Annotated in this window: 10 protein-coding genes, 1 tRNA gene and 1 pseudogene; 3 read left to right on the top strand and 9 right to left on the bottom strand. The window is 65.6% G+C overall.

Translation table 11 applies throughout. The features are described 5' to 3' along the window. The 3 genes from MBTS_RS02905 to MBTS_RS02915 all read right to left on the bottom strand — a co-directional run. The coding region (locus tag MBTS_RS02905) for a 5'-3' exonuclease (protein WP_280529907.1) at positions 1–997 on the bottom strand (997 nt) is incomplete at its 3' end. A gap of 46 nt (positions 998–1043) precedes the next feature. After that, the gene (locus MBTS_RS02910) at positions 1044–1394 is read right to left on the bottom strand and encodes a HepT-like ribonuclease domain-containing protein (protein ID WP_192215045.1); all 351 of its coding nucleotides are present in this window, start codon (positions 1392–1394) and stop codon (positions 1044–1046) included. Beyond that, positions 1384–1698, bottom strand: a complete 315-nt coding sequence (locus MBTS_RS02915) for a nucleotidyltransferase family protein (protein ID WP_238253842.1) — start codon at positions 1696–1698, stop codon at positions 1384–1386. Before MBTS_RS02915 ends, MBTS_RS02910 begins: the two co-directional genes overlap by 11 nt. A gap of 128 nt (positions 1699–1826) precedes the next feature. On the opposite strand from MBTS_RS02915, the gene MBTS_RS02920 reads away from it, so the two are divergent. Then, on the top strand, positions 1827–3017 hold the full coding sequence (locus MBTS_RS02920; RefSeq protein WP_192215046.1) for a PQQ-dependent sugar dehydrogenase: 1191 nt from the start codon (positions 1827–1829) through the stop codon (positions 3015–3017). 28 nt (positions 3018–3045) lie between these two features. Here the strand turns inward: MBTS_RS02920 and MBTS_RS02925 are convergent, their stop codons facing one another. Further along, on the bottom strand, positions 3046–4218 hold the full coding sequence (locus MBTS_RS02925) for a YihY/virulence factor BrkB family protein (RefSeq protein WP_192215047.1): 1173 nt from the start codon (positions 4216–4218) through the stop codon (positions 3046–3048). Positions 4219–4509: 291 nt separating this feature from the next. Here MBTS_RS02925 and MBTS_RS02930 point away from each other — a divergent pair, with 291 nt between their 5' ends. Then, the gene (locus MBTS_RS02930) at positions 4510–6336 is read left to right on the top strand and encodes a monovalent cation:proton antiporter-2 (CPA2) family protein (RefSeq protein ID WP_056141015.1); all 1827 of its coding nucleotides are present in this window, start codon (positions 4510–4512) and stop codon (positions 6334–6336) included. 95 nt (positions 6337–6431) lie between these two features. Here the strand turns inward: MBTS_RS02930 and MBTS_RS02935 are convergent, their stop codons facing one another. Together MBTS_RS02935 and MBTS_RS02940 are read right to left on the bottom strand one after the other, a co-directional pair. Then, positions 6432–7382: an acetamidase/formamidase family protein gene (locus MBTS_RS02935; RefSeq protein WP_192215048.1), complete on the bottom strand. Its 951-nt coding sequence runs from the start codon at positions 7380–7382 to the stop codon at positions 6432–6434. 26 nt (positions 7383–7408) lie between these two features. Beyond that, complete coding sequence (locus MBTS_RS02940) at positions 7409–7699, bottom strand: hypothetical protein (protein WP_192215049.1); 291 nt, start codon at positions 7697–7699, stop codon at positions 7409–7411. A gap of 210 nt (positions 7700–7909) precedes the next feature. Here MBTS_RS02940 and MBTS_RS02945 point away from each other — a divergent pair. After that, positions 7910–7986, top strand: a tRNA-Arg gene (locus MBTS_RS02945). A gap of 144 nt (positions 7987–8130) precedes the next feature. Here MBTS_RS02945 and MBTS_RS02950 read toward each other — a convergent pair. The 3 genes and pseudogenes from MBTS_RS02950 to MBTS_RS02960 all read right to left on the bottom strand — a co-directional run bounded on the left by MBTS_RS02950 (position 8131) and on the right by MBTS_RS02960 (position 11470). Continuing rightward, positions 8131–9433: pseudogene (locus MBTS_RS02950) on the bottom strand (IS701 family transposase). Between the two features lie 47 nt (positions 9434–9480). Further along, a complete protein-coding gene (locus tag MBTS_RS02955; protein ID WP_147830698.1) occupies positions 9481–10488 on the bottom strand; it encodes an AMP-binding protein in 1008 nt (335 codons plus the stop codon). A gap of 304 nt (positions 10489–10792) precedes the next feature. Beyond that, entirely contained in the window at positions 10793–11470 is a 678-nt protein-coding gene (locus MBTS_RS02960) for a helix-turn-helix domain-containing protein (RefSeq protein ID WP_192215050.1), read from the bottom strand. Between the last annotated feature and the right edge of the window lie 319 nt (positions 11471–11789).

Here is an 11789-nt window from a genome sequence, read left to right on the forward strand (position 1 = left end):
GCAGGGCGGGGTCGGGCTTCACCTTCTCGGGGTCCACATGCAGCATCGAGGCGATGCGGCGGGGGAGGGGGTTGAACTCCATCGCCTTGAGGAAGCCGACGAGCTTTTGCGGGTCGGGGGCCGGCAGGCGCAGGTCGTCGAGGGCGATGGGGAGAGGTACGTTCTCTTCCAGCGCCACCAGCCGGCGCGAGAGCTTCGCCTGGTCGATACTGGCCAGAAGCGTCTCGCGGCGCTTGGGCTGCTTGATCTCGCCCGCCCGTTCCAGCAGCGCGTCGAGGCTGCCGTATTCTTTGATGAGCGCGGCGGCCGTCTTGAGTCCGATGCCGGGCACGCCGGGCACGTTGTCGGACGTGTCGCCGATGAGTGCCAGGGCGTCGCCGATCTGGTTCGGCTGCAGGCCTTCCCACTTGGCGATGATGGCGTCGAGGTCGAGGTTGCGCTCGGGCCGGTGGCCGGGCTTGCCCTTCACGCCGGATTCGAAATCGTAGAACCGCACCAGCGGCCCGACGAGCTGCATCAGGTCCTTGTCGGAGGACACGATGATGACGCCGGCGCCCCGCGCTTCGGCCTGGCGCGAATAGGTGGCGATGAGGTCGTCGGCCTCGTAGCGCTCCAACTCGATGGGTTGAAGGCCGAAGGCGCGCACCGCCTCGCGCATCAGCGGCATCTGGCGCTTGAGGTCGTCGGGCGCGTCGGGGCGGTGGCCCTTGTAGTCGGGGAAGAGCTCCTTGCGGAACGAGCCCTCGGACTTGTCGAACACGATGGCCAGATGCGTCGGCTTGATCCCCGCCGCCCCGTCCTGAACGAACTGGGCGATCTTGGTGCAGAACAGCCGGACCGCCCCCGTGGGCAGCCCGTCCGAGGGGCGGGTGTTGTACTTCTGGTCCTGGTTGATCGACTGGAAGTAGGCCCGGAAGATGAAGGACGACCCGTCCACCAGGATGATCTGATCGCCGGGGCCGACGGGGGCGGAGGGAGAAGTCGGCGTGCTGGTCATTGCGCAATCGTGTCGGAGAAAGGGAAGGTGGTCGCCGGACCCGTCATCACCTGCCGGGCGATCGCGTCAGCTCGGCCCTGCAGACGATCAGGAGGTCCGGAAGGTCCTCCTGGACGGTCCGCCAGATCATGCCGGGCGATACGATATCGTATTCGTGGCGATAAACATTGCCTGCGTTGGCGATCTGCCGCCAAGCGATGTGCGGATGCCGTTCTCGCGTCCCCGCATCGACGCGGCGGCTCGCCTCGGAGACGATCTCCAGACAGCGCGAGACGGCATAAAGATTACGCCGGTCGGTCGAAAACTCATCGAGGCGTAATCCGACGACGAAATCCTGTGCCGCCTCGATGTTCTCCACGATCCCGAGAAGCGCGCGTCGGCCGCGCTCAGAAAGCATGGATGGCGTCGCGTTCCGCCGCAGGGCGAACATGCGGCTTGAGCATGTCCTTGTTGGACACGTCGACGGAGATCGGGAAAAGCTCGCCGATGAAGTCGATCACGCCGACATAATCGTAAACGCTGCGGATCGTCGTCTCGTCGATTTCGATCATCACATCGATATCGCTTCCGGCATGGCTCTCGCCGCGCGCGACAGAGCCGAATAGAGCGGCGTGACGAACGCCGCGCCGCTGCAACTCGCCTTCATGTGCACGAAGGATATCGATGGCCGTCCTAGAATCCATGCGGCGACGATAGCGCAAGACCGGGCTTTGCTGAAGAGGCTGCGAGCGGTCGCGCGAGAGAACGAGTGCAAGTGTCGCGTGCCGGAACAGCCGATTCCGGGTCCGCGTTCCCGATGCATCCCTCCTAGCCCCGGATAGTGTCCCACATGATTCAGATCCGCCGCCCGGCGCATCTCGCCCTGACCCTCGCCCTCTCCGCCGCCCCTCTGCCGGTCCTCGCTCAGGCGCTCCAGAATCCCGGCACCGCGACGATCGAGGCCCATGTGGTGAAGGCCGCGCCGCTCGAGGCGACACCGGAACGGATCGCGGGCCTGAAGCTCCCCGCAGGGTTCAGAATCGAGGCCTTCGCCCGCGATCTCGGCGCGCCGCGCGTCATCGTCGTGTCCCCCGACGGGGCGCTCTACGTCAGCGACCGCGATGCCGGCACGGTCACCCGGATCGATGCGGCAGACGCGTCAAAGCGGCAGGTCGTCCTGAAGAAGCCGGACGTGCACGGCCTCGCCATCCATGACGGCACCCTGTTCTACGTGACGGTGAAGGAGATCTTCTCCGCGCCGATGAAGGCGGACGGCAGCCTGGGCCCCGAGACGAGGCTCGTCTCCGACTTGCCCGATGCCGGCCAGCACCCGAACCGCACCATCGGCTTCGGGCCGGACGGCTGGCTCTATGCCAGCCTCGGTTCCACCTGCAACGAATGCGAGGAGCGCAACCCCGAGAACGCCACGATGGTGCGGATGAAGCCGGACGGGTCGGGCCGGGAAATCGTCGCCTCGGGACTCCGCAACACCATCGGTTTTGCCTGGGAGCCCGGGACGAAGGCCCTCTACGGCTGGGACGACGGCGTCGACTGGCTCGGCGACGACGAGACGCCGGAGGAGCTGAACCGGATCGAGCCGGGCAAGAAATACGGCTGGCCCTACATCTTCGGCGCCGGCATCAAGAACCTCTATCGCGAGGTCCCCAAAAGCTCCCTTGAGCAGTGGGACAAGGACAGCGAACGGCCGGTGCTCACCTGGACGGCGCACGCCTCCTCGATGCAGTTCGCCTTCTACGACGGCGCGCAGTTCCCGGCCGAATACAAGGGCGACGCCTTCGTCACCATGCACGGCTCTTGGAACCGCAAGCCGCCGAGCGGCTACGAGGTTCTGCGCGTGCATTTCGAGAAGGGGCGTCCGACGTCGATCACCCCGTTCGTGTCGGGCTTCCTCACCGAGGGCGGCCCGAGCGGCTGGTCGCGCTTCGCCCGGCCGTTCGGTCTGGCGGTGGCCAAGGATGGAAGCCTTTTCCTTGGCGACGACCAGCACGGGATCGTCTACCGGATCAGCTACAAGGGCTGATCCGGGCGAGGGGACACGGTGGTGCCGCTCAGCGCGCGGCGCCCACCGTGTCGGCCATGCGGGCGTCGCGCGTTCCGAGCGGCTGTTCGCGTCCCACCGTGGTGTCGATCTCGGTCTGGTGCTCCATCTCGGCGTTGATCTCGGCGCCGAGCAGCACGATCGTGGTCGAGATCCAGATCCAGGTCATGAAGCCGACGACGGCACCGAGGGAGCCATAGGTCTCGTTGTACTTGCCGAAATTGGAGACGTACCATGAGAAGCCCAGCGAGCCCACGAGCCAGAGCACGCCGGCGATGGCGCTGCCCCAGGTGACCCAGCGCCAGCGCGGCGCATCCCGGCTCGGACCGTAGCGGTAGAGCAGGGCGAGACCGGCGAGCACCGCCATCAGCAGCACCGGCCAGCGCAGGAGCGAGATGTACCAGGCCTCCGCGCTAAGGCCGACGACGTTGATCACCGCCGGCACCACGACGATGCCCACCAGGGCCAGCACGATGAACAGCAGGGCGCCCGCCGTGAAGGTGAGGGAGCGCAGGTTGAGCCAGAAGAAGTTCCGGGTCTCGCGCTCCTCGTAGACGATGTTGAGGGCCTGGAAGACCGCCTTCATCCCGCCATTGGCGCTCCAGATCGACAAGGCCAGACCGGTGAAGAACGTCAGGCCCAGGGTAGTGTCACCCTTCTCCGCAATGCGCTTCACCTGTTCGCCGACGATGTCGAGAGCACCGGACGGGATGACTCCCTGGAGGTTCTGGAGGTGGTCGTTGATGGTCGCGACATCCGCCACCAGCCCGTAGCAGGCGACCAGGGCCGCAATGGCCGGGAAGATCGCTAGCAGAACGTAGAAGGTCACACCGGCGGCCACGGAGACGAGGTTGTTCTCGCCGACATCGTGGAAGACCCGCAGGCCGATGTCCTTCCAGCCCTTGGCCGGGATTTCCGAGGGCTTGGATGCCTGCCGCCCCCGTTCGGTCTCGGTCCTGGCGACATGCTTGGCGTCCCTCCCCTCATGGGAGGGGGAGGGCTCGCTCGTGCGCGGGGCGGATGGAGACGGGTCCGACAATGACCCGGACGAGGATGGCCGTGTGCCCTTCTTCGGCAGGACGACGAGACCGACGAGCGCGGTCACGAGCCCCAGCGTCCATAGGGTGGAGCCCGCTTGTGCAGAGCCCGCCGCTCCCGCCGGTTCGTGATGTGGTTCGGCCATCGGCGGTTCGTCCTGTGGAGCGGAAAGTGAATACAATTCGCTTCGACAACCTTCCGGCAGGCGGAGGGTTTCATGCAGCGCCCCCGACGGTCCGTCAGGGCATAGAACGGTCTTGCAGTGTACAGAGAAGACCGCGGGGGAACCGCCGGGGCGCCGTTCGGCACGGTGCGTGCTCCCGGGCACGGACTGTCAACCCGTCTGCGGTTACGAGCCGCCATTCGGCGCTTGCCCTCGGCCGCCGTTGCCCTCACCGTTTTCGCGAAATTTCCCAAACGAGGACACGACCGCCCCGTGCCGCACGCGACAGAGCTGATTGCCATCATCGCCCTCGGTCTCGTGTTGGCCTTCGCCTGCGGGATGTTGGCCCAACGCCTGCGGCTGCCTCCCCTGGTCGGTTATCTCCTCGCGGGCGTGCTCGTGGGGCCGTACACGCCCGGCTTCGTCGGCAACAGCCAACTCGCGAGCCAGCTCGCGGAGATCGGCGTGATCCTGCTGATGTTCGGCGTTGGCCTGCACTTCTCGATCAAGGACCTGATGGCGGTGCGCACCATCGCCCTGCCGGGGGCCATCGTGCAGATAGTGGCCGCTACCGCCATGGGCGGCCTGCTGGCGCATCTCTGGGGCTGGGGGATCGGTGCCGGCCTCGTCTTCGGCCTCGCCTTGTCGGTGGCGAGTACCGTGGTGCTGCTGCGGGCGCTGGAGGAGCGTCGGCTCCTCGACAGCGACAAGGGCCGCATCGCGGTGGGGTGGCTCATCGTCGAGGATCTCGCCATGGTCCTCGCCTTGGTTCTGCTCCCCGCCCTCGCGCCGTCCCTCGGGGGAACCGGCGACGGCGCGGCCCACCATGTCGCCGACGGCAACATCTGGCTCACCCTGGCGCTGACGCTGGCCAAGGTCGCGGTGTTCGCCCTGGTGATGCTGGTGGGCGGGCGCCGCGTGGTGCCCTGGCTCCTCGATCAGGCGGCCCGCACCGGCTCGCGTGAGCTCTTCACCCTGGCGGTCCTCGCCTTGGCGCTGGGCATCGCCTTCGGATCGGCCGAGCTCTTCGGGGTCTCCTTCGCGCTGGGCGCCTTCTTCGCCGGCATGGTGCTGGCCGAATCCGACCTCAGCCATCAGGCGGCCGCCGATTCCCTGCCGCTGCAGGATGCCTTCGCGGTTCTGTTCTTCGTCTCCGTGGGCATGCTGTTCGACCCCGGCATCCTCCTGCGCGAACCGCTCTCGGTCCTCGCCGTCCTCGGCATCATCCTCCTCGGCAAATCGCTTGCCGCCGTGGCCATCGTGCTGGCCTTCAAGCATCCCATCGGCACGGCCCTCACCATCGCGGCAAGTCTGGCGCAGATCGGCGAGTTCTCGTTCATCCTCGTCAGCCTCGGGCTCTCGCTGAAGCTGCTCCCTACCGAGGGGCGCGATCTCATTCTCGGCGGCGCCATCCTCTCCATCACCCTCAACCCGCTGTTCTTCGTGCTGGCCGACCGGGCGACGCGCTTCTTCGCCGAGCGGCCGGACCTCGCGGCCCGGTTCGAGCGGCGAGGTGCTGCGGCGATGGCCGTCACCGAGGAGGCCAAACCCCATCGCGGCCACGCCATCGTCATCGGCTACGGCCGTGTCGGCAGCACCATCGCCAACGCCTTCGCCACCTGGGACATGCCCTACCTCGTGATCGACCGCGACCGCCGCCGCGTCCTCGACCTGCGCAAGGACGGCGTCGAGGCGGTGTTCGGGGACGCCACCGCGCCCGGCATCCTCGAAGCCGCCGATATCGGACAGGCGAAGCTCATCGTGATCGCGTCGCCCGAACCGCATACGGCGCGGCGCCTCGTCGAACTCGCCCGCGAGGCCAATCCCGGCATCGACACGCTGGTGCGCACCCACAACGATGGCGAGCGCCACTATTTCGAGGAGCAGCGCGTCGGCCTCGTCCTCATGGCCGAGCGCGAACTCGCCTACGGGATGACGCTCTACGCCCTGCGCAGCCTTGGGCTGAAGGAGGGCGAAGCGCGCATCTTCGTCGACAGCACCCGCGTGGAAAGCCGCTCGGCCCCCGTGGAGGCCGAGATCGACCAGGGCGCGCCGGAACTGCGCCCGCACAAATCGGACGTGGTGGAGGGGAAGGGGTAGGCGCGCGGCTCCTCCCGTCGGCTCTGCGACGGGAGCGCGCCGGCGGCGACATCCCGACCGGTGAACCGACCTCGAGGGGCGCGCTCATCTGCGGCTCAGCCCGGCGCGGACAAGGCGCTTTTCGGCAGCAGCATGTGGACGCCCTTGTTGCCGTCGACCGTCTGCGTGATGCGCAGATTGCCGGCCAACGAGCACAGCATGTAGGCCTGATTGCGGGTCAGTCCGCTGCGTGCGCAGACGTGACGGACCATCTCGCGCACCGCCTGGCGCATGGCTTCGTCGAGGCTCTCATGCAGGCCGATCGTCATGAGATCGGTGGGCGTCTCGGCGAAGGGCCACGCATAGCCGAGATCCTTGCGCACGGTGAGCCGGAAGGTGCCCGAAAGCCCCGTCTCGAGGGCGGTGATGCAGACCTCGCCGTCGCCCTGCACGCCGTGGCCGTCCCCGGCATAGAATCCGGCGCCGGGATTGAAGACGGGCAGATAGAGCGACGTGCCGACCTTGAGCTCCTTGTTGTCCATGTTTCCGCCGAAGGCGCGAGGGACCGGAGAGCCGACCCTCCCCCAGGCGGCGGGAGGCGCCGTGCCCATGATCCCGAAGAACGGATCGAGGGGCAGCTCGGCGCCCCAGGGCAGGATCGCGACGCCGCGGGCGACGTCGATGTCGGGATGGATCGTCTCGTAGTCGGTGAACTCGTCCGGCAGGGTGCCGAGCAGAGGCAGGATCGCCACGAAGCCCCAATCCATGCGGAATTTCAGATCGAGGATGTCGACCTGGAGCACGTCGCCGGGTTCGGCCCCGCGGACATGGACCGGGCCGGTCACGAAATGCGGTCCGGGGCCGGAGGCCAGCGTGTCGAGGGCCGCGAGATAATCGGCCGGCACCCTGGCCGGATCGGGATGGAGCGATTCCTTGCCGCCGGCCGGAAACGAGTGGAGCGTGACGGTATCGCCGGACTCGATCTCCAGGACCGGCGGCAGAGCGGCGTCGAAATAGCCGAGCACCATCGTGTCGGGTGTCGCGGGAATCTCGTAATGCGTCGGCATGAGGGAGCCTTTCGGAGATCTGATGGTCAGACGGCGATGTGCCGGGCGAGGGCGGCGTGGTCCAAGCTCTCCCGCATGCCCCGTTCGACCAAGCCGCGTGAGAGCACGACGAAGCAATCGGCGAGCCGGAGCGCAGATTTGCGGTACTGCTCCACGAAGACCAGAGTGATCCGGCTCTTGATCGTCGAGACGACGGAGGGCCGGATGCCCTCGCTCAAAGAGGATAAGGCGGGAATGGCTGCCTGTGCGTGCGGGCGATGGCGGCCTGCCGCGTCGTCCCGGCAGGCGAGTCTGCGCCAGCCGATGCGCCCGGCCACGCCCGCCCGCGATGACCGCGTCGACGGGATGGCCGGACAGGAGGGGAAGCCTGCTCATGCCGGTATTGATTGCCGCCGAGCCCCGTATCGTTGCCGAACATCGGCAGCTTGGCGACATCCCCTGGCCGCCCGGGCATCGCTTCGAATGTCCCATGGCCAACGACATTGTTGCGCGCAGCCACGGCTTGGGTTAGGTGTCGTCCACGGTCAGCACCCGTAGCTCAGCTGGATAGAGCGTTGCCCTCCGAAGGCAAAGGTCACACGTTCGAATCGTGTCGGGTGCGCCAATAAATTCAATGACTTAGCTGACTTTTACCGAGGCCCTTGTGGGTCTGTGGAAGCGATGCGGAAGCAAGATACGCGAATCGGCGTATCCCTTGACTAGCACTACTTTGGCAGACTGATTTCAGGGAGGCCGGTGGAGTACGGCATCACAGTGCGGGCATCGCCGCGGTGGTGGCCGGCTGAGGTGATCCAGGATGGCCTGTCGGGTCGCCGGCATCGAGGGCTGGGGTGGTGGGCGGGCGATTCTCTTTTCCGCCCCGCCGCTGCGAGACGTAGGGACTGAAGGAAGGCGTAGGCGATCATCGTCATCAGGGCGTGTCGATGCAGCCCGGTCCACGAGCCGCCCTCGAAGTGGTCGAGGCCGAGCTCGTCCTTCATCTGCTGATGCGCCTGCTCGCAGATCCAGCGCGCCTTGATCGTAGCGGCGAGCTGCTTGAGGGTCGCATCGGCCGGCAGGTTCGAGAGGTAGAACTTGCGCTCGCCCGAGCCACGCTTCTCACGCACCAGCCAGACAGCCTCCCCGGGCAGGTGCTGGTTGCCGTTTGTGCCGATCCGCTGCGTCGGACCATCGGCCATCCGGACGCGCAGCCCACAGAAGCGAGCTCGCAGCCGCCCTTTGGTGCCGTCTCGCCACGTCACGGATCGGCCGGTCATGTCCCCCAGGATCGTCTTGGCCGAGACCGAGACCTGATCCGGCACGTGACGCTGGCGGGGTCGCCCCCGCCCTGCGACGGGGAAAATCATCGCCACGTCGGCCGGGTAGACCTTGTTGCGTCCCGTGATCCCGACGGCCCATCTCAAGCCACACTCGCTCAGGGCTTGCCGGAACGGGGCGGAGCAGCCGTAACCCGCATCCGCCAGCACGCAGCCGAAGCGCACGCCACCCGCTCGGACCCGGTCGATCTCCGCAACCGCGATCTCCAGCTTGCTGCGGGCCGCGCGCTGGTCCTCGGGCACGCCGGCCCGGGCCATCCGGTCCGGGTCCCCCGTCCAGATCTCGGGCAGGAACAGTCGCAGTCCCACAGCCACGGGCACCTCGCCACGCGCCAGCGTAAGCGAGACCAGCGTCTGGCAGTTGGCGGTCTTGCCCAGCGTCGTGGCGTATTGCGGCGCAACCCCGACAGAGCGATTCCCCTTCATCGGCAAGGCGGTGTCGTCGACGACGAGGATCGCATCCGAACCGCCGGCCAGGCGATCGGCCTCGCAGAGAAGCGCCTGCTGCAGCGGCGCTTCATCCCAGATCCCGGCCGCGATGAAGTGGTGCAACCGATCGTAGGGAACCCCATCAGCCCGCGCCGCCATCGGCTGGACGCTCTTGCGGTCGCCCAAGCCGATCAGCCCGGCCACGTAGAGCGGGCACATCGCCCGGCGTGCCGGATGCGACAGTCCCGCCAGGAACGGCTGCAGCCACCGCTCCAGATCGTCACGCCACCCGCCAGCACCGGACATCGCGATCACCCGCGAACATCGTCGTGGCATGCGAATCCGCAAGAATCCTACATCGTTCCGTCACTCTGCCAAAGTAGTGCTAATGCCGGGCCGATCTGCCGGGCGACCTCCGGGGAAAGGCGCGCGCCGCCGACTTGAAGAAGCCGCAGGCTCGATAGATCGCTGTCGTCCCATTCGCGCTGCTGCAGCCACAACGAGACCAAGGCTGCGACGAGGGAGGTCACCGTTACCTTCTGCCGAGCGATCACCGGGAAGGTTTCATCCCCGCCCGGAGTCCGCGCCATCACGATCCGGCCGCCGCAGGACAGCGTGCCGAGGATGCCAGGGCATGCCAGGGTGAAGTTGTGTGCCGCCGGCAGCGCCGTGAGATAGACTGTGTCAGACGAGAAGCCGCAGAGCTCTACCGAGGCGCGGGCGTTGTAGGCGTAGTCGGCATGGCTGCGCGGGATCAGCTTGGGTGTCCCCGTGGTGCCGCCGGACAGCAGTAGGCAGGCGATTTCGGTGGGACGCGGAGCAACACCCGTCGGGGGATCGCCGTCGAGTCCATCGAGATTGCAACACTGGCGAGCTTCGCCGTCAACGATGATGTTACGCAGACAGGCGTGACGCGCCACCAACTCCACCCCCATCGCGCAGTAGTCGAAGCCGAGGAACCGGTCCTTGCAGACATAGGCGACCGGCTGCGCGTTCCGGCGCAAGCCGTCGAGATCATTGATGCGTTGGGCCGGCAGCACGAAGATTAGAAGTGCGCCGAGCCGGAACAGAGCGAAGCTGAGCGCGACGAAGTTTGCTCCGTTCGGCAGTTGAAGCAACACGCGGTCTCCCGCCGTGATGCCGAGTTCGTGCAGGCCGCCGGCAAGGCGATCAGCGCGCCGATCAAGCGCGGCAAAGCTCATTTCGCCCCGGTGATCTGTCAAGGCAACGTGGTCTTTATAAGCCTCGGACCAGCGACGCAGGGATTCGCCCAGCGTCTCCTTCTGCCAATAGCCGCGTCGCTGGTAGGCCTCCACAACCTCTGGCGGTTGAAGGAAAGTCTGCTCGGAAGCGATCATCATATCATGTCGATTTCCATGACTTGGTGGTCATCGGGCGGGTAGCCGCTGGGCGATCACCGTTGGCTGGTCATGCGTGTCCAGCAGTCTGCACTTGCAACTCGCTTGAAGATCCGATTTGCCGAAGCTAATCTTAACTGTTATGGTTATACTTTAAAATATAACTATCATATGAGAATTGTATTTACCTCTCAGATAAAAATTTTGCTTTTTTTCGAAGCCTTCATAAGAACTAACTATATTCTAAAATTGCTTACCTCAACGACCTGGATGTTCGCGATCGGGTATCGGTTGTTTGCGTTTAAGATCAATCTTCGGTGTGGCGTGACTGCTTGGCGCGCAACGACTTGGGAGCGACGCCATAGCGGTGCCGGAACTCAGTGGAGAAATGTTGCTGCTGATACCCCATGGTTCGCGCGACATGGCCGATGGAATGCTCGCCGGCCTCGATCATACGTTTCGCCTCTTCGAAGCGGCGGTTTTTGACGAAGGCGTAGATCGGCTCCCCGAAGAGATCGCGGAACCCGTCCGACAGCTTCCGCGCATTCACACCGACACTGCGAGCCAGTTCGGCGACGGGCGGTGGCGAGGCGAGCGCATCGAGCAGGATGGCCCGCGCTTCGTAGAACCGCTCGATGTCGCGCGCTGACCAAGCGTAGGCCCGTGGGGCGATGGAGCGGAGCGGACAGCGGTTCTGCGTTTGCTGGATCGACTGCGAGACGCATTCCAGGGCCTTGGCCACGAGAAAACAGCGACGTGCTATTCCTGTAAGGGTGGAGGCGCGCATCTGCCAGGCGATGGCACTGATGACACCCGGGCACGGATCCGAGCGGCAGGAATGATCACTCTCAAGGAGGCGACGACCGTCCTCGCCGAGAAGGTCATCGATGCTGGCATCCGGGATCCGCACGAAAACGGCCGAGAGATTTCCATCCTTCAAGGCACGGTGCTGCACCTGGATCGCCTCGCTCGTGTAGAAGGCCACGGCGCTACCCGGCTCCCAGCATGTACGACCGAAACGGGTCTGCTCGACCGACACCGTGCCATCGAGGATGGAGCCGAGCCAGTAACCTCGACCGAGATCGCTTTCCCAGATCGCATCTCGTGAAACGCTCAGATCACCAAGAAACACCTCGATGCCGCCGGCAGATACGACCTCAATTATAGGCTCCTCGCGGTCAAAAAATTATAATTAGATTTGATAAAATCTAACCGATACGAGATTTATGCTATCAGGAATTGTGCATTTCCCCAATGGCAGCAGCATCCCGGCAAACCAATTACGAGGGAGCCCCATCCTTCAG

The sequence above is a fragment of the Methylobacterium bullatum genome, from assembly GCF_014845095.1.
In the GTDB taxonomy this organism is placed as follows: Bacteria; Pseudomonadota; Alphaproteobacteria; order Rhizobiales; family Beijerinckiaceae; genus Methylobacterium; species Methylobacterium bullatum.

What these genes read in the sequence shown, in the direction of transcription:
- MBTS_RS02910 (WP_192215045.1), bottom strand. Translation starts at nt 1,394, where the DNA reads ATGCTTTCTGAGCGCGGCCGACGCGCGCTTCTCGGGATCGTGGAGAAC.
- MBTS_RS02920 (WP_192215046.1), top strand. Translation starts at nt 1,827, where the DNA reads ATGATTCAGATCCGCCGCCCGGCGCATCTCGCCCTGACCCTCGCCCTC.
- MBTS_RS02925 (WP_192215047.1), bottom strand. Translation starts at nt 4,218, where the DNA reads ATGGCCGAACCACATCACGAACCGGCGGGAGCGGCGGGCTCTGCACAA.
- MBTS_RS02935 (WP_192215048.1), bottom strand. Translation starts at nt 7,382, where the DNA reads ATGCCGACGCATTACGAGATTCCCGCGACACCCGACACGATGGTGCTC.
- MBTS_RS02955 (WP_147830698.1), bottom strand. Translation starts at nt 10,488, where the DNA reads ATGATGATCGCTTCCGAGCAGACTTTCCTTCAACCGCCAGAGGTTGTG.